The sequence below is a fragment of the Rhodococcus sp. RS1C4 genome, from assembly GCF_002258225.1.
GTDB lineage: Bacteria > Actinomycetota > Actinomycetes > Mycobacteriales > Mycobacteriaceae > Rhodococcoides > Rhodococcoides fascians_E.
Map to the genome: position 1 here is coordinate 173,954 of NZ_NOXZ01000031.1, position 25,441 is coordinate 199,394.

At 65.3% G+C, this 25,441-nt stretch carries 35 protein-coding genes; 5 read left to right on the forward strand and 30 right to left on the reverse strand.

Annotated features, from left to right (window positions below):
• The first annotated feature begins 99 nt into the window (after positions 1-99).
• From CH289_RS15895 to CH289_RS15905, 3 genes are read left to right on the forward strand one after another with little or no spacing between them, the layout of a single operon-like run.
• Positions 100-978 carry a tyrosine-type recombinase/integrase gene (locus CH289_RS15895; protein WP_179276816.1) on the forward strand — a complete coding sequence of 293 codons (879 nt, stop codon included), beginning with the start codon at positions 100-102 and terminating at the stop codon, positions 976-978.
• 26 nt (positions 979-1,004) lie between these two features.
• Entirely contained in the window at positions 1,005-1,382 is a 378-nt protein-coding gene (locus tag CH289_RS15900; RefSeq protein ID WP_037106109.1) for a hypothetical protein, read from the forward strand.
• 55 nt (positions 1,383-1,437) lie between these two features.
• Complete coding sequence (locus CH289_RS15905) at positions 1,438-1,758, forward strand: hypothetical protein (RefSeq protein ID WP_141216838.1); 321 nt, start codon at positions 1,438-1,440, stop codon at positions 1,756-1,758.
• Positions 1,759-1,837: 79 nt separating this feature from the next.
• Here the strand turns inward: CH289_RS15905 and CH289_RS15910 are convergent, their stop codons facing one another.
• Positions 1,838-2,062 carry a hypothetical protein gene (locus CH289_RS15910; protein WP_037106115.1) on the reverse strand — a complete coding sequence of 75 codons (225 nt, stop codon included), beginning with the start codon at positions 2,060-2,062 and terminating at the stop codon, positions 1,838-1,840.
• Between the two features lie 150 nt (positions 2,063-2,212).
• Here CH289_RS15910 and CH289_RS28315 point away from each other — a divergent pair, with 150 nt between their 5' ends.
• Positions 2,213-2,383, forward strand: coding sequence for a hypothetical protein (locus tag CH289_RS28315; protein WP_170945272.1), 171 nt, complete (start codon positions 2,213-2,215; stop codon positions 2,381-2,383).
• Positions 2,384-2,465: 82 nt separating this feature from the next.
• Positions 2,466-2,588: a hypothetical protein gene (locus CH289_RS28750; protein WP_255032885.1), complete on the forward strand. Its 123-nt coding sequence runs from the start codon at positions 2,466-2,468 to the stop codon at positions 2,586-2,588.
• A gap of 58 nt (positions 2,589-2,646) precedes the next feature.
• Here CH289_RS28750 and CH289_RS15920 read toward each other — a convergent pair whose 3' ends face one another.
• The 29 genes from CH289_RS15920 to CH289_RS16060 form a co-directional block, all read right to left on the reverse strand.
• Positions 2,647-3,804 carry a hypothetical protein gene (locus CH289_RS15920; protein WP_094728133.1) on the reverse strand — a complete coding sequence of 386 codons (1,158 nt, stop codon included), beginning with the start codon at positions 3,802-3,804 and terminating at the stop codon, positions 2,647-2,649.
• Between the two features lie 5 nt (positions 3,805-3,809).
• Complete coding sequence (locus CH289_RS15925; RefSeq protein ID WP_052059145.1) at positions 3,810-4,151, reverse strand: phage tail fiber protein; 342 nt, start codon at positions 4,149-4,151, stop codon at positions 3,810-3,812.
• Between the two features lie 16 nt (positions 4,152-4,167).
• Entirely contained in the window at positions 4,168-4,488 is a 321-nt protein-coding gene (locus tag CH289_RS15930; RefSeq protein ID WP_037106124.1) for an LtfC-like domain-containing protein, read from the reverse strand.
• Positions 4,489-4,501: 13 nt separating this feature from the next.
• Entirely contained in the window at positions 4,502-4,942 is a 441-nt protein-coding gene (locus CH289_RS15935) for a hypothetical protein (protein WP_094728134.1), read from the reverse strand.
• On the reverse strand, positions 4,939-5,328 hold the full coding sequence (locus CH289_RS15940; RefSeq protein WP_037106129.1) for a hypothetical protein: 390 nt from the start codon (positions 5,326-5,328) through the stop codon (positions 4,939-4,941). Before CH289_RS15940 ends, CH289_RS15935 begins: the two co-directional genes overlap by 4 nt.
• Positions 5,328-5,912, reverse strand: a complete 585-nt coding sequence (locus tag CH289_RS15945; protein ID WP_094728135.1) for a holin — start codon at positions 5,910-5,912, stop codon at positions 5,328-5,330. Before CH289_RS15945 ends, CH289_RS15940 begins: the two co-directional genes overlap by 1 nt.
• Positions 5,913-5,958: 46 nt before the next feature.
• Positions 5,959-7,038 (reverse strand): hypothetical protein, encoded by a 1,080-nt coding sequence (locus tag CH289_RS15950; RefSeq protein WP_094728136.1) that lies wholly within the window; start codon positions 7,036-7,038, stop codon positions 5,959-5,961.
• A complete protein-coding gene (locus tag CH289_RS29030) occupies positions 7,038-7,337 on the reverse strand; it encodes a DUF7572 family protein (RefSeq protein ID WP_462052402.1) in 300 nt (99 codons plus the stop codon). The genes CH289_RS15950 and CH289_RS29030 overlap by 1 nt, the downstream gene beginning before the upstream one ends.
• Before the next feature lie 8 nt (positions 7,338-7,345).
• Positions 7,346-8,389, reverse strand: a complete 1,044-nt coding sequence (locus CH289_RS28020) for a hypothetical protein (protein WP_143545086.1) — start codon at positions 8,387-8,389, stop codon at positions 7,346-7,348.
• A gap of 4 nt (positions 8,390-8,393) precedes the next feature.
• Positions 8,394-8,966, reverse strand: coding sequence for a phage gene 29 protein family protein (locus CH289_RS15965; RefSeq protein WP_094728139.1), 573 nt, complete (start codon positions 8,964-8,966; stop codon positions 8,394-8,396).
• Positions 8,967-9,000: 34 nt separating this feature from the next.
• Positions 9,001-10,659: a Gp37-like protein gene (locus CH289_RS15970; protein WP_094728183.1), complete on the reverse strand. Its 1,659-nt coding sequence runs from the start codon at positions 10,657-10,659 to the stop codon at positions 9,001-9,003.
• Entirely contained in the window at positions 10,656-11,600 is a 945-nt protein-coding gene (locus tag CH289_RS15975) for a hypothetical protein (protein WP_094728140.1), read from the reverse strand. Before CH289_RS15975 ends, CH289_RS15970 begins: the two co-directional genes overlap by 4 nt.
• 5 nt (positions 11,601-11,605) lie before the next feature.
• On the reverse strand, positions 11,606-15,343 hold the full coding sequence (locus tag CH289_RS15980) for a phage tail tape measure protein (protein ID WP_094728141.1): 3,738 nt from the start codon (positions 15,341-15,343) through the stop codon (positions 11,606-11,608).
• A gap of 17 nt (positions 15,344-15,360) precedes the next feature.
• Positions 15,361-15,729, reverse strand: coding sequence for a hypothetical protein (locus CH289_RS15985; RefSeq protein WP_094728142.1), 369 nt, complete (start codon positions 15,727-15,729; stop codon positions 15,361-15,363).
• 38 nt (positions 15,730-15,767) lie between these two features.
• Positions 15,768-16,217 (reverse strand): hypothetical protein, encoded by a 450-nt coding sequence (locus tag CH289_RS15990; RefSeq protein ID WP_094728143.1) that lies wholly within the window; start codon positions 16,215-16,217, stop codon positions 15,768-15,770.
• The gene (locus CH289_RS15995; protein ID WP_037106156.1) at positions 16,214-16,528 is read right to left on the reverse strand and encodes a hypothetical protein; all 315 of its coding nucleotides are present in this window, start codon (positions 16,526-16,528) and stop codon (positions 16,214-16,216) included. Before CH289_RS15995 ends, CH289_RS15990 begins: the two co-directional genes overlap by 4 nt.
• An 87-nt stretch (positions 16,529-16,615) precedes the next feature.
• Positions 16,616-16,918 carry a hypothetical protein gene (locus CH289_RS16000; RefSeq protein ID WP_037106158.1) on the reverse strand — a complete coding sequence of 101 codons (303 nt, stop codon included), beginning with the start codon at positions 16,916-16,918 and terminating at the stop codon, positions 16,616-16,618.
• Positions 16,919-16,921: 3 nt separating this feature from the next.
• Positions 16,922-17,449, reverse strand: a complete 528-nt coding sequence (locus CH289_RS16005) for a hypothetical protein (protein WP_052059148.1) — start codon at positions 17,447-17,449, stop codon at positions 16,922-16,924.
• Positions 17,450-17,535: 86 nt separating this feature from the next.
• The gene (locus CH289_RS16010; RefSeq protein ID WP_052059149.1) at positions 17,536-17,937 is read right to left on the reverse strand and encodes a hypothetical protein; all 402 of its coding nucleotides are present in this window, start codon (positions 17,935-17,937) and stop codon (positions 17,536-17,538) included.
• Positions 17,934-18,194 carry a hypothetical protein gene (locus tag CH289_RS16015; RefSeq protein ID WP_037106400.1) on the reverse strand — a complete coding sequence of 87 codons (261 nt, stop codon included), beginning with the start codon at positions 18,192-18,194 and terminating at the stop codon, positions 17,934-17,936. The genes CH289_RS16010 and CH289_RS16015 overlap by 4 nt, the downstream gene beginning before the upstream one ends.
• Before the next feature lie 4 nt (positions 18,195-18,198).
• The gene (locus tag CH289_RS16020) at positions 18,199-18,513 is read right to left on the reverse strand and encodes a hypothetical protein (protein ID WP_037106161.1); all 315 of its coding nucleotides are present in this window, start codon (positions 18,511-18,513) and stop codon (positions 18,199-18,201) included.
• The gene (locus tag CH289_RS16025) at positions 18,510-19,076 is read right to left on the reverse strand and encodes a hypothetical protein (RefSeq protein ID WP_094728144.1); all 567 of its coding nucleotides are present in this window, start codon (positions 19,074-19,076) and stop codon (positions 18,510-18,512) included. The genes CH289_RS16020 and CH289_RS16025 overlap by 4 nt, the downstream gene beginning before the upstream one ends.
• Positions 19,076-19,471: a hypothetical protein gene (locus CH289_RS16030; RefSeq protein WP_037182574.1), complete on the reverse strand. Its 396-nt coding sequence runs from the start codon at positions 19,469-19,471 to the stop codon at positions 19,076-19,078. The genes CH289_RS16025 and CH289_RS16030 overlap by 1 nt, the downstream gene beginning before the upstream one ends.
• Positions 19,472-19,476: 5 nt before the next feature.
• Positions 19,477-20,796, reverse strand: a complete 1,320-nt coding sequence (locus tag CH289_RS16035; protein WP_037106172.1) for a phage major capsid protein — start codon at positions 20,794-20,796, stop codon at positions 19,477-19,479.
• Positions 20,797-20,820: 24 nt separating this feature from the next.
• Positions 20,821-21,615: an HK97 family phage prohead protease gene (locus CH289_RS16040; RefSeq protein ID WP_052060056.1), complete on the reverse strand. Its 795-nt coding sequence runs from the start codon at positions 21,613-21,615 to the stop codon at positions 20,821-20,823.
• The gene (locus CH289_RS16045; RefSeq protein ID WP_094728145.1) at positions 21,615-22,865 is read right to left on the reverse strand and encodes a phage portal protein; all 1,251 of its coding nucleotides are present in this window, start codon (positions 22,863-22,865) and stop codon (positions 21,615-21,617) included. The genes CH289_RS16040 and CH289_RS16045 overlap by 1 nt, the downstream gene beginning before the upstream one ends.
• Positions 22,865-23,140 carry a hypothetical protein gene (locus CH289_RS16050; RefSeq protein ID WP_037106175.1) on the reverse strand — a complete coding sequence of 92 codons (276 nt, stop codon included), beginning with the start codon at positions 23,138-23,140 and terminating at the stop codon, positions 22,865-22,867. The genes CH289_RS16045 and CH289_RS16050 overlap by 1 nt, the downstream gene beginning before the upstream one ends.
• Before the next feature lie 10 nt (positions 23,141-23,150).
• Positions 23,151-24,890 carry a terminase large subunit gene (locus CH289_RS16055; protein WP_052060054.1) on the reverse strand — a complete coding sequence of 580 codons (1,740 nt, stop codon included), beginning with the start codon at positions 24,888-24,890 and terminating at the stop codon, positions 23,151-23,153.
• Positions 24,865-25,362, reverse strand: a complete 498-nt coding sequence (locus tag CH289_RS16060) for a phage terminase small subunit P27 family (protein WP_037106412.1) — start codon at positions 25,360-25,362, stop codon at positions 24,865-24,867. The genes CH289_RS16055 and CH289_RS16060 overlap by 26 nt, the downstream gene beginning before the upstream one ends.
• Positions 25,363-25,441 lie beyond the last annotated feature (79 nt).

The window sequence follows — 25,441 nt, forward strand, 5'->3', positions numbered from 1 at the left end:
ACCGCAGCTCAGGGCGCCCCTTCCACCGCGGGACACGATGTGGAAACGATGGAAAATAATTCTGGTGTGACGTCAAAATCCTCAGGTAAAGGTTTAGACATGAGCGATTCAGCGATCACCGGACACCTCGCCCACCTCCGCCGACAAGGCGCAAGCGAAGAGACCATCTATCAGAGACGCCGCATCCTCGGCCGCGTCAGCGACTACATCGGCAAGCCCATGGTCGACGCGACGTACGAGGATCTGGACCGTTGGCAGAGGAGTCTTCGCGTGTGCACATCGAGCATCGCCACCTACACGTCTCACGTGAGGGCCCTGTACGAATGGCTGTCGGACATGGACCACATCACGGTCAACCCGACCCGCAACCTCGTGATGCCGAAGATCAAACCACGTGTTCCTCGGCCGATACCTGAGAAGGATCTCGAGGTTGCGCTAGCCACTGCGCGTCACGACCATCAACTGTTTTGCTGGTTTCTTTTGGCAGGCTACAGCGGACTCCGTGCCGGCGAGATCAGCAGAATCGACCGCGGGGATCTACGCGAGGCCGACGACGGTGGCGCCTACCTGAAGGTCCACGGCAAGGGCGGCTACGAGCGGGTTGTGCGGATCGCACCCGAGGTGTACGCCGAGCTCGCACTCATCAGCTACCAGCGTGGTCGGCTGTTCCGGGGGCGTGACGGCGAGGTGCTCCGACCGCATCGGGTCTCCCAGGTTTCGTCTCGCCACCTCGCAGGCGTCGGTTTGCCGTACACGCTCCACACACTCCGTCACCGCTTCGCGACCGCACTGTGCGATCTCGGGGCCGACGTCCGAGACGTGCAGCACGCGCTCGGACATTCGAGCCTGGCGACCACGACTCAGTACGTCGCACACAGCGCACGGCGTGGCGCCGGCGACGTCGACAGGTTGGGCGCCGGTCTGGCGGCCATGAAGAAACGACAGACGGCGACGCGCAAAGCGAACGTGCCAACGTAGTACTCCGCGTCGGTTACGGTCGGCGCATGAAACGGACATTTATCGCGGCCGGGTTTGCGGCCCTCACGCTCGTCGCCGGATGCTCCTCGGGCTCGGACCGGAGCGTTGCCGAGGATCTCGCGAAGGCGAACGGGATGAGCGACGCGGAGTTCCTCGCGTGTGAGGACTACATCAACGGCCGCGATGACGTGAACGCCGACGACACGAGCTCGCGTGTCGATTTCGCGCGGACGGTGAACGAGTGGGCGGCACAGTCACGCCCCGACTTGAAGGACGCCGGTGAGGTGCTGGCCCGGGCGGCGAACACGAACGCCGAGGGCTGGCCGATGGGAACGGGCACGTTCGAGCAAGCGTGCCTGCGCGCGGGCTGGCCGACACAGCAGCAGATCGACGACGCGAAGTAGGGCAATCCGGGAAGGCGGTCTGCTTTACTGGGTCGTTACTGTCCGACCCAAGAAAGTGACCCCTTCAGTGAAAGCCGTAGTAGCAGTCATCGCCGCCGTCATGCTGATGTTCGGTGGCGCGTCCGTCGCCGCCGCAGAGCCCTTGCCCGCACCAGCCGCGGGTAGCAGTGTCCAGGTCAACCCGGTTGCTCTTCCCCCCGGCGACACCCTCGAAGCCCGCGCCGGGATAGGTGCTGCGATTGGTGTAGTGCTCGGCGGCCTCGCAGGCCTGCCGTTCGCTGTCGTCGGCGCCATCCCAGGTGCTGTAATCGGCGGCCTCGCTGGCGCTGGCATCGGCGCTGCATCGTGGAACATCGCGAACGCGTACTTCGGCTAGTTGCCCTGTACGCTCGACGAGCCCCGACGGGTTGGGTTTCCCTGACAAGTTTCCTTGTCCCGTCGGGGCTTTGTCGTGTCTAGCGTTTGATGTCTGTTCGCGCGCCGCGGCCGGGGCGGTTGGCGTGCCACTCGTCGATGCGCTCCTCGGTCCAGCCCTGCACGGTTCCTCGGGGCAGGGTGCCGTCGTCGTTGACGGGTCCGATGGTGACGTTGGGTGATGGGAGTTTGTATCCGCTGAGTGTGTGGTCGGCGGCTCCGATGCGTTCGGCGAACTGCCGTTTGGATAGGTAGCGCTTGGTCATGGGCGTGATCGTAACCCAGTTCCGGACGGATATATACCTATTCGTTGGCGCCGTGCGAATCACGTTCTGCCAGTTGTTGATAGGTGTTGCACTTATCCGTATTACACGGTAATGTTCTTGTTGTCAGGGAAACAGAAACAAGGAGACAACATGAACACCACCGCCCCCCGCACCGCCGCCCGCCTCACCACCTTCCTCTACCGAGCAGCAGCCGACCTCGACGCCGCCGCCAAGAACGCCCGGACAGCAGCCGAGACGGAGCACGCCACCACCGGACGCGAACTCTGCACCGCAATGTTCGCCCGCCTCGCCCCCAGATAGGGGGCGGGGCCTCCGGGCCGGAGGTGGCAACCCCAAGAGCAAGATCCACGACGCGAAATGAGGCAAAGGTACGGTGCTGGACATGAACCGACTACGTGAAGCTGTCCGTGTTGTCGTCGAGTCAGTGCGAGCTGTGGGCGGAGTGTTGTCCTTCGAGCTCGCGAAGGCGCGACGTCCGAGCCGGGAGATCTATCGCGGCGACTAGACCCAACTGCAGACGCGCCGAAAGCGCCCCACCCTCGGTTGAGGGTGGGGCGCTTTCGTCATGCTCGGATGATCTCGAGGAACGCATCAGCCGTGACCGTGCGGCGCGAAGCGGTTCCGTTGCCGAGGGCCTCGACGCGAACTATGCCGCCAGTGCCGACGAGACCTGTGAGGGTGATCGCCCCCGCGGTGCTGTAGCCGGTGTTGTAGACGACGGATCCGGGGATCTCGACGCCGTCGTTCGTCAACCGTGAGTACGTCCAGTTCGACGGCCCGGGCTGGGCGTCGAACGGAACCCGGTACGTGATGTTCACCGTCACTCCGGCGGGGACGCGTATGCCGTTGTCCTCGATCAGCGTCGTGCCGAACCCGGCGCGAATCGACCACGGCGTCAGGAGCGTGTACGCCATCGCCGACGAAGACGTGGACGCAACGAGCTGGGTTCCGTTCTTCGTCATGCCGCTGTTGTCGAACGCGAGACGCGCTGTAGCTGTCGGTGTGACTGTGATGTTGAGATCGGCCTTGACCGGCACCCGGACAGTCGCTGTGGCCGCGATCGCCACGTCCTGGACCGCTGCGGCGCGCATGCGGATGAGTCGTTCCGCTGTCGCGTCGACGGTCACGGTCGCGGCGGCGGCGCGGTAGATCCGTGCGAGCGCTGTGGCAGACGGTGTGACGGTCAGGTTGAGGACGGCGTCGACGGGGATCGATCCGCCGATTGCGACGATCTCGGCTGTCACTGTCGAGACGATGTTCAGCGCGGCCGCCACGTTGGCTTGTGTGTACTGCGTAGCGGCCGCTGTGACAGCGAGTGCGAGGTCTGCGCGTGCGAGTGCCACTGCGCGCGCTGAGGGGTCGACTGCGACGTTCACGGCCGCTGTGCGCCGGTACCGGACGCGGACTGTCGCCGAGACGGTGACGGTGACGGTGAGGTCTGCGTCGACGTCCTTCGTGCCGCCATCCGCGCGTGCCGTCGCCGAGGCGTCGACGTCGACAGTCAGGACTGCTGCGACGCGGGCGACGACCCGGAGCTCGACCTCTTGCCGGACGACGACGGCGAAGTCCGCTGCGACTTGGAACCTCAGCGCTGGCAGTGGTGGCAGGACGTCGCCGTACAGGACGCGCCGCGACGGTGTCGGTGGACCGCTTCGTCCACGTGACACCGTCGGCAGCCGTGCTCCACCGTTCCGTGTCGGCGCGGGCAGGGTGGCGATCATCGCCGTTACCCGGTCGCGTTGACCGTCGGTGTCACGACGATCTCGCCGGTGGCGCCGAGCTGCGTCGACGCGATGGGGATCGATCCGACGAATCGGCCGCCCGTCTGAGCTGACCAGATCCCGGCCCACGCGTAGGTGCCGGCCGCGACGGGAATGGTGACGGCGGATCCTGCGAGGGTGCCGTCGACTGCGCCGCCCGTCCACGTCGTCTGCTTGCGGGCGTATCCGCCGCCGGTGGCTTCGTTGGCGCCGGAGGTGCCGGGGTCGGCTGTGTGCAGCGAGATCCAGGTGCCGATCGTGCCGGTGTAGATCGCGATGTCTTCTCGGGTCTGTGGTGTCAGTGGCATTGCTGTGTCGTCCTTTTCAGTCGGTGCGGCGGACTTGGCCGAGGAACCACAGCCAGTCGTCGGTGAGCCCGCCTTCACGCGGGAGGGTGAGGTAGGCGCGGTACTCGGTGCCGTCGGGTACGAGTACCGCTGTGGTGCCGGTCGATTCGACGCGCCAGGTGATGAACCTGCCGGCGACGGTCGCGGACCAGACGGGGCCGTTGGCGAAGACGATGCGCGCCGAGGTGCCCGCCGGCCACTGCGTCGTCGGGTGTTCCTCCTCGTGGATGAAGTCCTGCTGCGCGGACAGGTGCAGTGGCAGCCCGCGTGGTGGTTGAAATCCGAGTCCGGTCGTCATGGGGTGGGACCTCCTACTCGTCTCTCAGGTCGTCGGGCTTGTCGGGTAGTGCGATGTTGTTGTCGGCGAGGCGGCCGGTGAGGCGGGCGACGTAGGTGCGGAAGGCGAGCACCAGTCGGTCGAGTTTGTTGATTCGCCGGTTGCGGTCGTCGACGTCGGCTTCGAGTTCGCGGACCCGGCCGCGGAGTCGGTCGATCTCGACGTCGTGATCGGCCCGCATTTCGGCGCGGTCGACCTTCCGGGCTTCCTTCTCTGCGGCGAGCTCCTCGCGGGCTTCGTCGCGTTCCTTGATCGCTTGGGCGAGGGCGTCGAGCTTGTTACGGCTGCGAGCTCCGATGATTGTCGCGACGCCGGCGAATACCGCCGTGATGAGCGCCGAGGCGACGCCGACGTTCTCGGCTGTCAGTACGGGCTCCGCGGCGATAACCACCGACGACGCGAAAAGCGCAATCACCTATATCCCCTCTCTGCTGCACCGAAGGCCAGTGCAGCGTTCATTAGTCCGACGAACACCGCGATGGTGGCTGCGAGGATCGGTGTCGGTGGTTCGGAGAACCAGGCGCCGGCGAAGATCGCGCCGCCGTAAAAGATCCACACGATTACGGACAGTCCGTGCGCGATGACGAACCCGGTTTTGCGGACTGCGCAGACGATGAGCCAGAGCCCGGTGAGTGCGAACAGGAGCACCCACCAGGGGCCGGCTTGCTCGACGTAGACGACGAGGTTGATCTGGTCGGGCGGGAGTGGGCGGCGGACGAGCTGCGACGGCCCGAGGTAGAGCGCGCCGACGCAGATCCCCATGATTCCGGCCGTTCCCGCCGCCAGTCGGGTGCCGAGCATCAGTTGTCCGCGGAGTGGCGGCCGCTGTCGTCGTACGGGACCGGGCCGCCGGGCTCGCCGAGGGTGCCCGCGTTGTACTCGGTGTCGGTGACAGTCTCAGGTTCGACGTCAACCACTACCGGCAGTGCGACGGGTGCTGTCGACGGGAGTCCTTTGGTGGCGCCGAGGTTGAACGATGCGAGTGAGGTCAGAGCCGAGATGACCGCTGCGGTAGCGGCGATTGTGAGCGCGTCTTTCCAGGCGACGTCGGCGAAGCCGCCGGTGGCAGGAATCGCGGCGACCAACGATCCGGCGAAGGTACGGGCAACGCGGTCGCCGAGGTCGATGAGGAAGTTGCCGGACGTGAGCTGTGTTGACGCGACGAACGCGAGCAGCACGGACACGAGGGTCGCGAGGCCGGCTGCGGACAGGGCCGTCGGCCACGCGACGGACACGAGGGTCGCGCCGGCGCCGAGGAACACGAGGACGTTCTGCAGGAACGTCTTGACGCCGCGGTCGAGGAGGTCGAGCCAGAACGCGCGGGTGTCGATCGAGATCGATCCGACTTCGGCGTGGACGGTGACCGTGGTTTCGGAATCAGGCATTGTTCGCTTCTCTCTCTTGAGTTGTGCCGGGTTGTGGATGCTGGGGTCAGACGGATTCGGCGGGCTGCTGCCGGGTGTCGCCGGATGCGAACCGGGACTGCAGTGACTCGACGAGCTCGCGTGTCTTGACGGCTTCGGCGTGGGTCTCGAGGACCCAGAACACGAGCGACGCCACGCGGTCGTCGCCCTCGACGTGAGACTTGTAGCCGTCCCACTTCACCTCGTTCCACACGTCGGCGAGCATCGCCCGACCCCATGCGTCGTTGCCGTCCTTCACCTCGGCGTGGTCGCGGTCGTTGATCTGGCGGACCTTGTGCGGTGCGCCCCACTGCAGTGCGGCGGCTTCTGCTGGTGTCATCGGTGCGTTTCCTCCTGGTGTGGTGGGTGTTCCGAGGCGCATGATCAGCGCCCACGTCTTCGGTCCGACGGTGCCGTCCGGCGTGAGCGTCGGGTCGGTGCGCTGCAGCGCCGAAATTGCGGGCTGGGCGTCACGCCAGCGGCCGGTCTGCGGTATCCCGAGCTTCGCCTGCATATGGCGGATCCCGGCGATCTGGTATTCGGGTTCGCCGGCCTCGCCGGACACGGACTGTTCGGGCCCTTCCTTCGGCCCGTACCACCAGCCAGCGGGCAGCGGGAAGTCGTCGGGGTTGCCGGCGCCGACGACGGCCGGCAGATACCAGAAGTCGTGGAACAGTGGGTCGTTCCACGCTCGGGCAGTGCCGGCGACGACGTGCCCGGAAACGTTGCGGTACATGCCGCGGGACTCGAAGTTGAGGCCGTCGAAGGTGCCGGCGACGTGAGAGTTGTAGCCGCCTCCGCCGTGCATGAATCCGAGTTTCACGAGTGCGTTCGCGGGGACGTCGGAGGCCTTCGCGACGTGGATGAGTCCGAGCTGCGCTGCGTCTCCGGTTGCGGTGGCGCCGTACCGGCCGGGGCGGTTGCAGTTCTCGGTGGACCCGTAGCGTCGGTTGGCTTTCATGCCCTGCACGTGCGCTGCGACAGCGAACGCGAACCAGGAGCAGTCACCGCCGGGGTTGCCGCTGCCACCGTAGGCGTAGGGCAGGCCGTTCTTCGACCAGATGTAGGCGCGGGTCGCGTCGACCTGCGTCCGTGAGATTGTGCGCATCAGTCCTCCTGTGCGGGGGTGGGTTCGACGACCTGGTAGCCGAGCTCGGCTAGCGCTTCGTCGTGCGGGGTGTCATCCGGGTAGTGGGCGAGAATCCACCAGCGGCCGGTAACGGGGTTTGGCAGTGCGCCGCCGGTCTCGGTGGCCGCGAAGACGTTTGTGTCGTCTGCACAGTGCGGCTCGGTGGACACGCAGACGGCAACGAATTCGTTTCCGTACAGGGGCGGGTCCAGACGATAAAGGTCTGTTGTTCGTTGCCAATTCGGAAGCGCCCTTGAGAGCAAGTACGCAGTTTTCATTGCTACCCTTACTTGTAGCTCGTGATGAATATTGCTCCGTGAGCACCATTTCCGCCCTGTCCGGCGAATCCGAAGGTGTTGAACGCCCCGCCGCCGCCACCCGGACCTCCGGGATTTGCGCCGTTTCCTCCGTTTCCTCCGTTGCCTGTTCCGCCCTTGCGTGCTCCACCGCCGCCACCTGTGCCGTACTCGGCGAGGGTCTCTGGGTTTGGACGATTACCTGGACCACCTGGATTGCCGGAATTGTTCGGCATTCCAGCGGCGCCACCGTTGGCGTAATCGTGTCCGGTTCCAGGACGCGCGGCATAGTCTTGTCCAGCAGTCACGAACCCGCCTGTTCCGCCGCGCAATTGACGAGTTTTCGCTCCGTAGCCAAACGCATTAGGAAGCGCACCACCTGCAGATCCGAACGGGCCGAAGCTGCTCAGTCCTCCGCCAGCGCCAGCTTGGTTGTCGGAGGTGGCACCTAAACCACCCATTCCGACAACGCAATTGACGGTGGCAGGCAAATCCGCGTCGAAGAATTCGAACTCATTGCATCCACCTGCGTAACCGCCTGCTCCCTCACCGCTTCCTCCGGCACGAACAGCAGGGTCCGTATCAAACACGCCATTGCTTCTCCCGCCACCTGACGCGGCGCCAATGATTTTCACGATATGTCTTGAATATCCTTCCGGCTTTGTCCAGGTTCCGTCCTGGAAAAAAGCAGCGCGGACAGCAGAGGATCCTCCCTCCGAGAATTGATCGATGCGATTATCTAATCGCGGGATTTCTTCGTTGACGACGTTTTCGACAGCGCCCGTCAATCCGCCCATCATCGTGGACAGTCCGCCGAGGTTGAAGAATCGGCCACCTGTAATTGCACCGACGATTTGGCCAAGCAGGCCACCTTCTCCCCGAAGATTGTCTTGAGCCCTGCCGTACCCGTTGAGCGGTGGATTTCGTGTCTTCTGTCGAACGCCGTCGGGGGTTTCGTCCTGGCCCCATCGTTGACCAGGGCGGACGGTGTACGAGCCGCCGGGTACCGGGACTCCGGGTGCACCTGTTGTCATTTTGCTACCTCCCGGGGTACTTCCTGAGGATCGACGTCCTCGGTTTCTTCGACGTCATCTCAAGGGCGAGCACTCGCCGGATCTCGGTCTCGTCCGCGTTGTGGAGGTAGCCGAGGACGTAGTTGACGTTGTGCTCTTTCGGGTTGAACGCCGGCCCGTTCCGCACGGCCGGCTCAGCGAGTTTCGGTGCCGAGCCAGGGTCGTGACTGATGCCCATGTTGTAGAGCTGCTCGGCGTGGAATTGGTTTTCGTACGCCGAGAACTGCGACATGTCGACTAGCTCCGTCGGCTCCGGATCCGGCTCGTCCTTGTCGACCCACCCGGCGGTGTAGTTCATCAGGTGCTGCGGGCCGCGGGGCGGTGGCCGGAACTTCTTCGTCGCCAGTTCCGGATGCCACCGCACGCCGCGTTCGTACAGCGTCTCCGACCAGTTGCCCATCGTGCCGCCCTCGGGGCCGTCGATCGGCGGGGTGATCGATTGACCCATCATCGGCAGATCGATCAGGACCGGCTGCAGTGCTTGCCGCGGGTTGTCCGGATCGATGTTCTCCGGTGTCGGCAGGGGGGGCTGTGTCATGCGTAATCTCTCCTGTGCGTGAGTGATTGACGGGTTAGAGCACACCGAGGTCCTGCAGGATCCCGAAGAAGTCCTGTAGGTCTTGGAATGCGCGGAGTATCGGATCCTCGGGTTCGCGGGATCCGATCTTGATCTGCCATGCCGGCGTCGTCTTCCGATCCCACGCGAGGGTGAGCTCGGATACCTGCTCGACGAAGATGCGGCCGTACAGCGATTTCGGGCCTCGGATGGTGAATCCGACACGGTCGCCGATCGAGAAGTCACCGAACCCGCGTTCACCGATACGCCACGGGCTGCCGTCGGTGATCGTGAGGGTGCAGCGTGTCTGCTCGCGGGATTCGTACATCGCCGCACGCTGAGCGATGACGTACGCCAGGGTGTAGGCCTTGTCGGCGCCCTGCGCGAACCTCTCGTGGTAGTGCGACCACCCGAGCCGTTGCGCGCGCTGTGGGCTTTTCCAGGCCCCGAACGCGAAGAACACGTCGGTGTACAGCGGAGCCAACAATGCGTCCGCGACCCCTCCGAGTGGAGGGACACCGGGGATCATCGCGGTCAGATCGCCGATCATGGTCACTGCCGCTTTGATGGCCTCGTTGACGCCGGGTGCCGACGACCCGCCTGCGACCGACTGGATATCGGTTGCGGGCTTGTGCTTGAACGACGTTCGGAACGTGCCGGTCTTCTCGGACTCGTAGAACACGACAGCGGGCATCGACGGGTGCGTGCCGCGGTGCTTCGGCTCGAAGTACGAATCGGGGACGTTCGGATCGGGGATCTGCTCGACGTTCTCCGTCAGACCATCCGAGCCGATCTTCAGGATCTCGGAAAAAATGCCGGAGAAGATGTTGCCGCGGAACGACGTCCCGGTGTTGAACCCGGACTTGTCGACGAGATCCCACACCAGGCAGCCGTGACGGAGGTTCGCTCCGGGCCACGGCGGCGGGTCACCTTCGAGGTAACGGCGCGCGACCCACGACAACTGCGCGTCGGCGACGATCTTCCGGGTCGCCTCGTGGATTGTCTTGAATCGGGAGTGGCACAGCGCCGGCAGTGACCGATCGACCTCACCGGGCAGGGTCGGTTTGACGACCATGCTCCATGTCGATTGGTTGAAGTTGAACCACTGCGATGCGTCGAGCGGATTGTCCGGCAGCATCCACGCCGACGATTCGAGCCGCATGATGTTCGCGAGGAGCGTTGTCTTGCAGACGAACTTCGCGGAACCGAACGCGAGCCACAGGCGGGGGAACTGCACCTCGGCCGGCAGCCACGGATTCGACCACGCCAGAATGTGTTTCAGGTGTTCGTAGTCATTCTTGAAGATGACCTTCACGAACGACTTGCCGATCTCGTCGTGGACGAGCTCGAACTCCTCCATCATCCCCGACCAGCGGAGACCGTCCTTGTCGACGGTAATGAACACGTTCGTCGTGCCGCGGGCATCGACGTCGACGAGCCAGTCCGACAGGTAGTAGCCCTCGGGCAGTTCGATTGACCCGATGCCGGTTTCGTTGTCGATGAGTTGGAACGAGGCGGCGTTCTCCTGGGTGCAGATGCCGCGGAGGTTCCAATCGCCGTCCCATAAACGAACGAGCGCCGGCCGTAGCCGACGCTCTTGGTCCGATTTGAGGTTGTCCGTGATCTCTTCGAAGATCCGGTCGTAGTCGAGGTCGTCGACGACTGCTGCTGTCATGATTGCCCTCCCCACGGCCGGGGCCACGGCTGAGGCACGATCAGTTCGATCGACACGCCTGCCGGTGCTTTGCTGAATGAGACGGGTAAGTCGATCGGCCCCATGCCCTTCGGGAACGGGTAGCAGAACTGGATCATCCTCATCCGGTACGAGTAGGGCGTCTTGCTGGCGGTGTTGTACATGCCGCCCCACGCGGCCCGGTCGGTGTCGATCCTGAGGTGCTCGCCGGCGACGAGCTCGGCGAGCTCGACGTTGCGGTGCGCGTCTTCGACGGCACGGTTTTCGCGATTGTCACCGAACGACCAGTCCGGGACCGTCGGAATGCCGGGGGCGATGATCTGCCACACGGGCCACGTCTCGATGCACGAGTTGTTGCGGACCCTGCGGAGCAGGTCGGTGTTCTGCTTGTATCCCGTCTCCGTTGTGGCGTCGAGAGCGAGTGTCGACGTCGGCGAAGTCCATTTGTACCGCAACGGATCCGAGTACCAGTACGGGTCCCCGGAGATCGTGGAGACGATGCAGCCTTCGCCCTGTGTCTGCTCCGGGTCGTCGAGAAACTTGGTGAGCAGCTCCTTTTCGAGCTGAGCTGTCAACCACCGTCGAGACCTGCGTTTCGTGACCCACAGTTTCCCGGGCCGGTCGATCGCCCAGGCCTTCCCCCACTCCGAGTCGTTGGTCTCCCAATCGAGACCGTTGTAGTCGGAAATATCGACCGAGAATTTCATCCGCCGAGCCGGTACGCGGTGCCCGCCGAAGCGAGCACCGCGCCCGAATGCGGTTTCATTCCAGATCGACTCCATACCGACGTCGTAGAAATTCTCGATGTCGGAGGTGAGGATCACGCCCCGGTCCCCAGCGTTGGGGCCCGTGAGCGTGAACCATTGACCGTCCGGGCTTTCGTACTCGATGACGGTCTTGCTCTTCCGATTGTCGATGTACACGGGCGCTATCCCCTCCGTCCGGTGTTGTAGCCGAGCGCCTTCTCGCGCTGCGCTGATGTGTGCTCGCGCACCGCTTCTCGTGCACTGTCGACGTGGTAGTGCACGTGCTCTTCGACGATGGGTCGAAGCTCGTCGACGGCCGCGATGAGACCGCCGAGCAAACCGCCCGGGCTCGACGACAATCCGAGATCCGAGAGGAACTGGTCGACGTTCGCCTTCGCGAAGTCCGTCCCGATCGCCCCGACGTCCTCTCCTGTCGGCCCCTGGTACTGCTCGTCCACGGACCCGCCACCGAGCGGAGCACTGTCGGGCGGAGCGACGTCGGCGATAGACGTCGAATTCATCTGCGCACCGTCGGTGGCCATCGGATCCACCGGAGCCGAGAACGAACCACCTGATGCCGGCCAGTTCGTGACCCACACCGGCTGCGCGTCACCGCCGGCGATCTTCACCTCGCCGGCGGTGCCGCCACCGAACGTGCCGCCGATACCCGTCGCACCACCGCCGCCGCCACCGGACAGCGAGCCTCCGCTGCCGACCGAACCCGACGGCATGCCTGCGAACGACCCACCACCGGCGCCACCCGACACGTTCGGGTCACCGCCGAGAAAGAACTCGGGAGGCAGATGCGCGTGATCGGTGAACATCGAGTCGGCCGCGCCGGCAGCCATGCCACCGACCTGACCGTCACCGCGTGCGCCACCCATCTCGACGTTCGTTCCGTCGGGCAGGGTTCCGGCCGTGTGGCCGCCGTACGGTCCGCCGTTGTACCAACCGAGGTTGAACGAACCCGCCGGCCCCAGACCAGGCTTGAACCCGCGCGCGGCGAGCTCCTCGGCCTGGTTGCCCGTCGCGAACCTCGAACCGAACGGATCCCGTCCGACTGCGAAGTTCGCGAGTGCCGACATAGCGCCCGAGCAATCGCCCCAGTTGACACCGCCCCAGTCGTAAACCGCTCCTTCCAAACCGTTCTCGCGGGGGAACTTGTTCAGCTGGTCGGCTGTGACGAGGCCGCCGTCTGCGAATCCGAGGAGCGATCGGAGGTCCAGCACACCGGAGACGATCGGGTGATCTTCTTCGATGCCGACCTTCGACAGTGCTCCGTCGTAGTCGCCTCGGGTGGCGAGTGCACCGAACCCGCCGACCATCGCGTGGAGGAATCCAGGCGACGGCACCCACCCGCCTCGAATCGCTTCGAGGAGCGGCATGGTCGCGTCGTTGACACCCCGTGCCGGGACGACGAACTCACCGTTCGACAACCGAGCAAGGATCGAGTCGCTACGCGAGGTGCCCGGACCGGACACCGGACCGCCGTCACGGAAGTACGGCAGGTCCGGCAGCCCGAGGGTGAATCCGTCCCACTTGACCGGTCCCACGGAGAACCCTGGGATTCGGAATTCGAGGGAGTTCCACGCGCGGATGATCCAGTTGATCGCGCCCTTGAACGCGTTCTGTATTCCGTCCCACATGCCGGCCGCGGCCGAGGAGATCTTCCCCGGGAGGCTGGTGACGAACCCGACCATGTCGTTCCACTTGCCGACGATCCAGTCCTTCACCTCGCCGGCTTTGCCGCCGAGCCAGCCGAGGGCGTCACCGACCGCGGTGATCCCGGTCGACAGGGCGGCGTACAGCCAGTCCCACCCGGTCTTGATCGCTTCCCACGCGCCGGTGACGATGTTGCGTCCGATCTCGGTCTGAGTGAAGAACCAGATCAGGCCACCGACGAGGGCCGCGATCGCGATGGTGATCAGGCCGATCGGGTTCGCGTTGAGTGCGGCGTTGAACAACCACTGCGCCGCGGTCATCGCGCCGGTGGCGACGGTCGCCGCGACCATCGCGCCTCGGGTGATGAGGAACGATGCGGCGATCCGGGCGTTCGCTGCGACCCATGCGCCGGCGGATGCGAGTGCCGCACCCACGGCTTGCGCCTGAGCTGTCAGCCACAGCACAGCAGCTTCGACGCGGAGGGACACCCACGCGGCCGCGGTCGTCGCGGTGGAGGTAACCCACGCTGCGGAGCTCGCGATCGCGGCGCCGACTGCCTGAGCCTGCGCCGTCACCCACAGTGCAGCGGCTTCTACACGGAGCGAGATCCACGCGCCGGCTGTGGTCGCTGCAGAACCAACCCATGCGGCCGCGGTACCTGCCGCTGCCACACCTGCGGCCGCCGCCGATGTGACCTGCACGCCGACCATGACGACCTTGTAGGCCAGCCAGGCCGCGCCGAGTGCACCAACACCGATCGCGAGGCCCTGTGCGAGGCCCTGGTTTTCGGTGATCCATACGGCCGAGTTCTGCAGTGCGCCAATGAAACCGGACTCGAGCTGACGCTTGACGGTTTCCAGTGAGGTTGCCGCGTTGTCGTTCAGCGTGTTTCCCATGTTGTCGGCCGCGCCTGAGACGTCTCCCATGTAATCGGGGATGCCGCCGAGGGTCGACAGGAACGCGGGGATCTGGTCGACCGAGAGATCTTCGATGGGGGTACCGAACAAGGCGATCGCGGTGTTCGCGCGCTGCGCCGGGTCCTCGATACCGAGGATCGCCTGAGCCGTCTCCTGCAGTGCAGCTTGCGCGCCGGGGCCGCCTTCGGCGATTCGAGCAGACATGAGCTCGGCGTTCAGGCCGACGGACTCGTACGCGGCGATCGAGTTCTTCGACATGTCGGAGCCGCGGATCGTGAATTCCTTCAGCGCGTCACCGGTCTTGTCGAGCGCGAACTTGCCTTCGAGGCTCGCCCCGATCAGAAGATTGAAAGCGTCCTGACCTTCGAAACCCAGTGCGCGGAAGTTGGTTCCGTACTCTGCGATGATCTCGGGCAGTTCACCCCGCATCGACTCGGGGACTTTCTGGTATGCCGCGGTCATCATGTCGAACGCGGATTCTGCGTCGGGTGCGAGACCTTGGTAGATCAGGTTCCTCGCGGCCGACACCGATTCGGAGATATCGGAGTCGAAGGCCTGCCCGAAGTTCATAGCTTTCGCGGCGATCGATTCGACCGCGGCTTCACCTTCGACACCGAAGTACTGCAGCTCGGACACGACCGTGCCGACGGAGCTGGACACGTCGGCCATGGATTCGCCGTACGCGTCGCTGTAGAGCCGGCCGGCGATCGATCCGTACTGCGCGGCCATCTCAGGCGTAGCGCCCAGAGACGCTGCGAGCTTGTCGTTGACCTTCGCGTTGTCCATCGCGGACATAGCGAGTTCCATCGCCGAACCGACGCCGGCGGTGGCGACAGCCATGCCGGCGAGCTTCTTGACGTTCGAGTCGATCGAACCACCGAGGTTGGACAGTCCAGTGCGGAACCTGCCCTGGCTTTCCTCGGCGTCGTCGGTGGCGTCGCGTGCGCGGCGGGTCGCCTCGGCATGATCGTTCTGGGCGCGCGTCGCGGTCTCGGTGGTGCGGAGCGCGTTACGGTTTGCGGTCGCCAGACGCTCGACTGCAGCGGTGTACTGCGATCCGCTGGTGATGCCACGTTCGCGGAGCTCGTTGACCTTCTCCTCGGCCACGCGGACTTTGCCGGCGGCGTCGGCTTCCTTGTCGCGGGCTCGGGCGAGAGCCTCGGATGCCTTCTCGACGTCGGCGCGGGCCGACGCCACACCGGATGCTGCGGCGCGGCCGGCGTCCTGCCCTGCCTGGCGGCCGGCGGACACGAACGGCGCGAACCCTGCTGTGAGGTTCCCGCCGATACCTTGCATCGACGGGATGATCTGCAGGGGTACGTAACCGATCGCGTCCGACACGGGACCACCACCAATCTCTATTCAGTTGTGCCGCGGCCTTTCCGGCCCGCCAGCTCGCGTTTGCGTTTCGCTTTGATGCGTTTCGCGCGGATCCGCGCGCGGTCCGCGGTTTCGCGGCGGTCGACGCCCTGCAGATGCTTCGGCGGTTTCGGCGTCAGCGGGTATTTCTTCCGCGTGAGGGCCTGCCAGATGTGCGACAGAATGTAATCGTTGTCGGTCCATCGGGGCTTGCCGTCGTTGTAGTGCTTGACGATTCGGGACGTCGGCGGAAGTTCCTGAATTCTGACCCAGATTTCGCGGACCGTAAGCCGCCGGTAGCCGTCCTCGTCGAACCTCCACCGATCCGAGTAGCGGATCCGGTGGTAGCGGGACAGGTCCGCTTCCACCAGATCCGCGTGTTCCTCGAGGAATCGGAGGAGGTTGATCAGTTTCCCGTGGACATCTCCATGACGGCCTTGTTGATCGTCTCGAACAGGTCCCGGGCTTCGGGGTTCGTCAGTCGAGGGAACGCGGCCCGTAGCCGCATTGCCTGCTGTCCGCCGAGGAGTCCGATCAGGCCGACGGCCGTGTTACCGGAGGCGAGGGGCTGCGTGACAGTCCAGAAGTCCCACTCGTCGGGGTCGGCGATGATCTCGAATTCGAGGCCCTCCCACTCGACGGTGACCGTCTCGACACCCTCAGCTTCACGCTGCGCTGCGGACTTCTTCCGGTCCTGCGGCTGCTTCACCCCGGCGGGCTTGTGCGGCTGCGCACGCTTGGTGGCGGCCTTCTTCGCGGGTGCGCGGCGACGAGCGACGGTCGGCTTCGTGATCTCAGTGTCGACGTCCTCGAACTCGTCGGCGTCGATCACTTCGGTGCTCTTACGTGTGGTCATGGTGTGCGGGTTCCTTTCGTGTGCAGGCCTTGCCGGCGGACGAGCGCCGGTGCGACTGCGAGGGTGAGTGCGCGCACGTCCTCTTCGGACAGGCGGGACTCGGTGAGTTCGTCGTGGAACGCGAGAAGCTGCTCGGCGGTGGTGCCGTTCGGCTGCGCCTTCGCGGTCGCGGCGAGTTCCTTGTCGGCTTCGACGACGGCCGCGGCGAGCTTCTTACGGATGCTCGGCGGGTAGTTGCCGGCGTCGTCGGTTGCGAGCCCCAGGCGCAACGCTGCGGCGCGTAGCTCGGACTCGGGTGGGATTGCTGGCATGCGGGTTCGTTTCTGTCGGTGTGCGGGCTCTGAGAGGGAGACAGGCGGCGCGGTGAACCCGCACAGGAACCCCGCGCCGCCTGTCGTCTATGCGCCCCTCGGCTTGCGGGCGGGCTTGTCCTCGACGACGTCAGCGGCCGGTTCGACCACCTCGCCGTCGACGGTCTGGATCGGCGGCGGATCCGCGGTCACAGTCTCGGTGACGCCTTGCTCGGCGACCGGCGTCAGCTCCTCGGGGACCGGGACCTCGTCGGCGGGATTCTCCCGGTCGAGGTACTTCGCGACCTTCAGGTCTTCGACGAGGACCTTCGCGGAATTGTCGTCGACGGCGATCTGCTCGCCGGCCTCACGCTTACCGCGTGCCTCCGTGTATTCGATTCGTACAGCCATGATCTACGCGGCCTCCAATGCCTGGCGATCGAACACGTCGTCGGCGCCATCCGCGAACACGTTCGCGTTGACTTCCCACTTCGTGATGTCGGTTTCGTTGCGGTTGTTCGCCGGCACCCACAGACGGGACCGGCGTGTGGTGAAGAGACGTTCCTTGTCGTCGAGATCCGAATCGGTCTCGAACGCAAGCCACGCGTGAACGGGCTTGGGCATCTTGACCTTCGTCGCCGTCGAGCCCGGGAAAATGATCTGCTTCGTCACGGCGTTGTTCTCCAACGGCGAGAACGTCCGAGCGAGCTCGAACTGACTTGTACCGATGCGGATCAGGCCGATGCCCCAGCCGTAATGCTTCGTCTCGTTGGACGAGCGTTCCTCACCGAAACCGTCTTCGCCGTCGAGGATGCCGACCTCGGGCCAATCGGTTTCGTCCCAGTCGTCGTCGATCGTCAGCGGAAGGTCGGGTCGAGTCAGACCGAACGCGACACGGACGGACGCGTTGATCCAGATCTTGGTGTTGTCGGGATTGCGCACAGCAATAGTCCCCTCTCGGGTTGGGATGATGAATCGGGAATGTGCGGGTTCGACCCACCCGAGAGACGGGCAGGGGATCGAGCGAATTACACCGTCGCGGTGCGGATTCGCGTGCGGGCAGTGAACGAAACCATCTGCCCACCGGTTCGGGAGTCGCGGGCGTCGAGCAGTGATGCGCCGGGAAGTACCTGAGCGATTCCGGGGATGCGCTGTGTCAGGACCAGGCCGAGGCAGAGTCCGGCGATGCGCCGTGCCTCGTCGTACCCGGCCGCCCACACAGTCACGCGGAGCTGCGGCTGTGTGGTGATCGGCCAGTCCATCGGGCCGGAGTCGTCGAACACGCCGACGTGCGGCGGATGCGCCGTCGTCCACCCGTCGAGTAGCCCGTGCCCGACGGTGACTCCGGCGCCGAACTTCGGCTGGTGCTCGTCGTAGAACTCGACGATCGGGCGGATCAGTTGCCCTGGGGTGCGGAGCTCTTCGGTCATCGCTGGCGCACCTCGAGCCCGACCCGCGCGGCGGCGCGTGTGAGTGCACCGTCGCGGGCCTGCGCTTCGGCCGGCACCCACACACTCGCTGCGGAGCGGTCGGTGCTGTACTCCTGCACTTCTATGTCGTCCTCGTCGACGTCCTCGATCGCGCCGGCGATGCTCCGCGCCGTCTGGTTGACGAGCGCTGCGACCGACGGCCACTTGAGGATCTCGCCGACGACTGCGCGGTTGAGCTGGACGCGAGGGGTTGCCATGCGATCACCCACTCTCGTTCGATGCGAGGACGACCATTCCTCGGCGGCGCGTCCGCGGGGACCGCCAGTCGAGGACCCGCACCGAGTACTCCTCGCCGCGGATCTCGATCCGGTCGTCGTCTTGGACGTTGACGGCGCCGACGAAATACAGGGTGAACTTGACGGTCTCGCCGTTGCGGCCTCGGTCGCGGTATTCGTCGTTGGCGCCAGGTTCGACGGCGTGTGGGTGCAGTGGGACGCGGGACGTGTCGGCCGGTAGCGGGTTCTGAAATCGGTCGAGGCCTCCACCGCGGCGGACGCGCGTGACGAGTTCTCTCACGCGCGACCACCGACCACGTACTTCGCGAGGGCGGCCCGGGCGGCACCCGACAATGCGGTACCTCCCTGCGAACCCTGCCATTCGAACGGCCCGATCTTCTCGGGTAGCTCGTCCGGCTGTGTCGCGAGGTTCTGCGCGACCATGTCGAGAACGACGCCGATGACGACGTCGGGGATCTCGGGGAACCCGTGGGTGAGGTCGACCAGGACGGCGCGTTTCCGTTCGGTCCATGGCCGGCCGCTCACGAGCTCGCCGGTTTGTGACCATTCGACGTCGCCGACTTCGGTCTCTGTCGGGTCGTCGATTCGGAGGATCGTCCCGGACTCGGACACGAGGTGCACGTCGGTGACGTGCAGAGACGGCAGGAGCAGAGTCCGCCGGCCGTTGCCGTCGACGACGAGCGTCTGCCGGAACGATGGGGCGATGTGCCATCCGCAGTAGTCGCGGATCGCGCCGATTGCCTGGTCGAGTCGGTACTGCGTGAAGTCGTCAGCGTCCGTGAACGCTTCGAACTCTTCGACGGTGACGATCGGCCCCAGCACGGTGGGCTCTGCTCCTGTCATTACTTCGTCTCCACTCCCTGCGACGCGCCCGCGCCGCCGGTCTCGTCAGGCTGGCGGGCCTTGTTCCGTGCGGCCGGCGCGGTCTTTTTCGCCGGTGCCGCCTTCTTCGGTTCGGTTGCCTCGGTCGACTTCTCGGTCACCGCGGTCGCCTCCTCCTCGGTGTCGCCGTCAGCCTCGGTCACGTCGCCGGCTGCGGGCGGGGTGCCGGCCGACTCGGTCTCGGTGGGCTCCGATGCGGTCGATACGGGGATCGTGCCGGTCGTCGACAGCACAGTCGTGGCGTCTTCCTGCTCGACCTCTGCGACGACGGGAACGACCCGACTTGGCTTCGGGGCCTCGTCGGACCGGTACCGGATCCCGTCGATGACGACCATCTTCGGCTTGCGTGCAACCATCTCGATCAGACCTCCGCACCGATGACGACGAGACGGTTCGGCTTCCAGATCGCCTGCGCCGCCCGGAGTTCCGCACGGACGTAGACCATGTTCCGCTGCGCGTAGTCCTTGTGCTGGTTGAAGGCCTGCACCGTGAGGCCCTCGCGGTCGAGGAGCGCGATCTGCTTGAAATCGCCGAGGATGCCCTGCTCGATTTCGAGGCGATCCGAGGTGACGCGGGGGCGGCCCCAGAGGGTGCCGGGGCCGGCGCCGAACGGGCCCTGCCCGTAGAACCGCTCGTTGGCGTCCTGCAGGAGGTCGATCGCCTCTTCCATCTCCGGGGAGATCAGGACGGCGTCGACCTTGCCGCCGACACCGCGGCGGGTGACGCGGGTGATTCCGCGGCGTGCGGCCTTCACGAACGCCATCGCGGCGGCCGGCGAGATCTCTCCGCCGGCGACGTCGCCGGCGGCGTAGTCGACCTCCTGGACGCCGGTGGTGTTGAGCAGTCCGCGGGGGACGCCGTTGACACCGGTTCCGTTGAGCAGCAGTTCCTCGATCACGTTGTCGATCGAGTACTCGAGCTCGGAGTCCATGTACGACGCGAACGCCGGACCGTCGGACAGGAGCTGGTTAGTGACGTCGTAGCCGTCTGCGTAGGTGTAGACCTTCGCGTCCTCGATCGAGGTCTGGAAGTCCGACAGCGGCTTCAGTCCACCCTCTGCGACGATCGCGGCGTTGCGGGTGACGGACTGGACCTGGACGTACTCGAAGTTGCCGCCGGTCGTTCCGCGGGCGATCAGGTCGAGCAGCGTCAACCGGTTCCGGTCGACGAGATCGACCATCGGCATGCGCACGGGCTGGATCCGCGCCAGGTCGACGTTGAGCGTCGCCTTGCGGCCAGCGAAGTACTCAGCCATGCTGCCGACCTTGATGCGGCCGGTGTCGATCGGCGTGCCGTTGCCGACGCCCGACGGGTGCGCCTTCTTGAATGCCCTGAACTGGTCGGACTTGGTGAACCGCTCACCGTAGGACTTGCGGTCACGGACTGCGATACGGCGGCCGCTCTTCACCGCGTCAGCGGTCGACTGGTCGTCGTCATCGTCGTCACCGCTGTCGTCGGAATCGTCGTCGTCCGAGTCAGCGTCCGCGGCGTCGTCCGAGATGCCCTTGAGCTTGGCGGCGATCTCGTCCTGCTTCGCGATTTTCTCGCGGAGCTCCTTGATGTTGTCGGCGAGCTCGCCGGCCTCCTTCAGCTCCTCGTCGGTGAATTCGCGTTCGCCGCCGATCTTCTGGAGTTCGGACTTACGTGCGAGCGCCTGCTTGAGTAGTGCCCTGAGATTCATTGCGAGTAAGACCCTTTCGTGTGGTCAGTCGGAGAGTGATAGCCGTGCGAGCGCCTGGGCGGTTCCGTTCGACGACTCCTGGGCGGACGACTTGGCGGAGGGATCAGCTCCGCTGTCGCTGGCCGGGTCGTCGGCGGCGTGGCCGGTCTTGCGGGCGTTCTTGCTATCCGGCGTACTGCCGGAAGATTTGTCGTCGGGCGTCGCCGACGCGAGTACTGCACCGATCGAGTCGTAGGCCTTCTGCAGGCTGTCGAAATTGGTTTGCGACAAGACGCGGCCGGTTTTGAAATGCCGCGCGAGCTCGGCGGATTTGACCTCAATCAGCTCGGTCTCCTGGTTCGCACCGACCAGCGTCGGCCCGACCTCGAACAGGTGGAGCTTTCGGAGCTCGAAAACCTCGTACTTCTTGCCGGTTTCCTTGTCCTCCCGCTCAACCCACCCAGCGTCGAGAATGTCGTACGCGAAGGATGACTGCGTGACGCGCCGCCCCTTCAGGAGCCGGTACACCTGCTCCGCTTTGGGGTTGTTCTCGAGGTCGATCTGGTAGAGCGTCTCGAGTCCCTTCTCGGTCTCGGATGCTTCGAGCACCGTCCCGATGTGGGAGAACGGGTCTCGCCAATCATGCGACCAGATCGCCGGGATCGGATCGCCCGATTCCTTCCACGCTTTGAGGTCCTCGTCGAACGCTCCGGGCATGACGACGTCGCCGTAGCTGTCGACGTTGCCGAACACCGACACGACGGCGAGGACCTGGCCGTCCTTCAGCCCGTCTGCGCTGCCGGCGGCTTTCACCTTGGTCTGGAATTCCTTGACGTACATCAGACCTCCTCGGTCGTCGGTGGTGCCGAATCTTGCGGCGAGGCTTGCCCACCGACGAGAACGTTGAGCGGGGTGATCAGTTCATCGCCGCCCTCGATGGCCGGCAGATTCATTCGCGCGCGGCCCTCGTTGCGGGTGAGCCACGGACCGCCGATCGAGGACTGCATGATGCGGGCTTGCTCCTCGAACGAGCCCTTGAGCTTGGCCTCGATGTTGGCTTCGACGTACAGCGGCTTACCGTCGTTGAACCGCGGGACGATGTGCGCGTTGATCGACTGCTCCCACGCGAAGATCCACGGACCGAGCGAGTCGCGGTACAGCATTTGCCGGAACGACTCGACGTTCGAGTACGTGCCCTCCCGGGCGCCGACGAGCTCCGGGGCGATGAAGTAGGCGGAGGCTGTCTCGGCGTCGGTGAGCTTGCGGCCTTCCAAGTCGAGGGTGTCCTTGGGGCGGAACGACGTGACCTCCTTGACGGTCATGCCGTCTTCGAGGACCGGTGTTCCACCCTCGGCGCCGCCGCCCTTCTTGAACGACTCCCACTGCGACTTGAAGCGTTTGTAGCTCTCGTCGGTCCACTTCGCCTCGGCCGGCCGCTCGATCACCTGCGGGATCCGCGCTGCGTTCTTCCACACCGACCGTCGATATTCGACGGCCTCCGATGACTCGGCGAGGATCTCGCGGAGCGTCTCGATCGGCGAGAGCCCGTTGTCGCCGCGCGGTGAGTAGCCGACGTCGAACATGCAGTCCGCCGGATCGAACTCCGTCCGCTCGCCAGCCTTCGACGTGTAGCGGACGGTGTGAATGTTGCCGAACTCGTCGGCCTTGAACCGGACCCGGCGAGCGGGTAGCCGGGTAAGCACGAGCTCGCCGGTGTCGGGGTCCTCGTGGCAGGTGACGCAATAGCGGTCGTAGAGGAGTTGATCCATGATGACCGCCCGCCAGAACCGGATCGGCGTCATCCCGGCTGCCGGCCGGCTCAGCATCGCTGCGAGCTTGCCGTCTGTGATGCGCTTGCGGTCGTTGTCGTCGATCCGCTCGAACAGGTGCATCGGGATCGTCGAGATGTTGCGGGCGATGAACGTCGTCACCTTGCGGACACTCGGCTGATTCCTGAACGCGCGGCCGGGGTTCATCTCGCCGGCGAGATCGTCGAGGGGGAACCCGGGATCCATCACCTCGACTCCGCCGGCGCCGTACTCCCGCTCGAAATGCGAGCCGAGGGCGCCGAGGGTCTGGAATACCGCCATCAGTCACCCACCGCCTGCACGTACCGAACCGACGAGCGAGCGATGCGGAGATGCCCGTCGACGGCCTTCGGTGCGTCGACGCCGGCCGTCGCCTTGCGGATCACGAGATACGAGCGGCCGGTGCCGGCGAGAGTGCCGACGATCGTCGCATCTTCGAGCTGCACGACGACCTTCTCCCCGACCAGGTCTCGCAACTCGTCGCGGCGCCGGCCCCGGTACGCGAGCACTGCTGCAAGCACCAGGATTGACGCGGCGATAATGACGGCCTCGGCCATTTCGAACCCCTCACACGATCATCAGATCGTTGTTCTCGTAGTAACTTTCGTTGGGCGGAACCTCGTCGATCGCACGAGAGAGAGCCATGATGAGAGCGGCCACGGCGTCGATCTTGTCCGCGGCCTTCGCCTTCGACGGCTTCACGTTGCCGGCGTCGTCCATCGCTACAGCGAAGTTGTCGACCATCCAGCGGACGGCCATGTTGCCGCCGTGCCGAGTGACCGGGTTCTCCTCGGTGCCGAGCAGCACCAGGCGTTGCAGTTCCTTCGTCGGCGACGACATAGACGCGTAGCCCTGACCCATCTGGACCAGCGGCGCCCCGTCTTTCACGAGGTCGTTCGCGAGCTGTGTTGCGTTCCATCGGTCGTACGCGATCTCGCGGACGTCGAACTGGTCTCGGTCCTTCTGGATCGTCGCCCGGATGAAGTCATAATCGGCGACGTTGCCCGGGGTCGTCGTCAACCATCCACGCTTGACCCACATGTCGGCCGATCCGGCGGTGCGCCGGTTCAACCAGTCGAGGTTCTCCTCCGGGATCCACGTCCGCCACAACATGTCGTAGCCGCCGCGCTCCTCGTCCGGGAACACCCAGCACAGCGACGTAAGGTCCGACGTCGCGCCGAGGTCCAGGCCGCCGTACGCGGCGCGGCCCTTGAGCCGGACCTCGTCGACGATCGACGCGTTCCGATCCCACGCACCGAGGTTGATGTACTTCGCGGACTGCTTCGTGCGAATCCCGAGGTGCAAACGCAGGTACGACGACAGTTCGATCGGCGAGTTCTGCGCCTTCTTCGCGGCGGTCCGCAGGAACGAACGTGTCGGCGACACACCGAATCCCGGGTTGGCTTTACGCTGCGTCTCCTCCGAGAACGGATCGTCGGATTCCTCGGCGCCGAACACCACGCCGTACGTCGACGAGTCCGTGAGTACCCCGCGGGCGAGCTGCTCGACGATGGTCCGCTTCCGGTCGTAGGCGGTGTCCTTCTTGCCCTCGTCGGCCGTGGTGATGAACACGATCAGCGGTTGCGAGCGGGATCCGGTGCCGGTCTCGATCGCTTCGACGAGCTCGTACGTCTTGTGCAGGTGCAACTCGTCGACGACAGCGCCGTGCAGGTCGGCGCCGTGCTGCGCGTCACCGACCGACGCGACGACCTGAAAATACGATCCGGTCTTCGGGTGCGTGACCCGATCCTTGAGCGGCTTCACATGCGGACGGAGCGACGGCGACTTCTTGCAGATGTCCTTGATCGGATCGAACACGAACCCGGCCTGCGCTTTGTTCGTCGCCGCGGCGATGACCTGCGCGCCGGCCTCACCGTCGGCCGTGGTCAGGTAGATCCCGATACCGCCGGCGATCGTCGACTTCCCGTTCTTACGAGGCAGGTCGATGTACGCGTTTCGGATGATCCGCACGTACTGCTCGAGATCCTCGTCGTACCGGATCCACCCGAAGATCGGGGCCACGATGTAGGCGACCTGCCACGGGTCCGGGATCAGCGGCTTGCCGGCCATGCGGCCCTTCGTGTGGCGGAGCCGGCGGAACACGTTCATGACCTTGTCGACCCGGTCCACGTCGAACCTGGCTCCCGGCTCGTCACGCGGCTCGGGTGTCTTGATCAGCGGCGGGCAGTCAGGCAGCGGGATACCGCGCGAAACCAGGTAGAACGCGACCTCGGGCGAGATCTTCAGTGCGGCGAGCTCATCGGCGTCCGGGATCTCTACGTCACGCGAACGGGTTTTCGTCGTCATCGGTCGAGCCCTCGGTCCGACCCATCCCGCCGGACAGCTTGCCCTCCGCCGACGGCGTCAACCCGAACTCCTGCGCCCACCCTCGGAGCTGATACGCGGCGCGCTCGGCGACGGCCATAGCTGGATTCTTTGTCTGCCATACCGATTCGGTCCCGTCCTTCCGAATCGAGCGGTTCTGAACGACGATGCCGTTCTTCCGAACCTGGCGGATCGCGTCGACCCACGTCGCCCACGTCTCGCAGTACGCGGCGAGCGACGATCGATCCTCTTCCTTCGTCAGATCCAGACGCGACAGCCCCGGAACGATCCGACGCCACTCCGCCTTCGCCTCACGGGACAGCCACGTCGGCGGCTTCGGCGGGATCCGCCGGAAGTCCGGCGGCGGCGCAACCTTCCGGCCGCCCGAATCGAGGCCTTCACCGCGGCCGTTGAGCAACCGGAGCTGCGCCGGCGCCTGCGCTGGACCTGACATCGTGACCCCCTTCGGGTTGATACCCCCCCATGCGCCCCAACCTGAGCGCGCACACGAAGCGCCACCGAGTCGGGCTCCG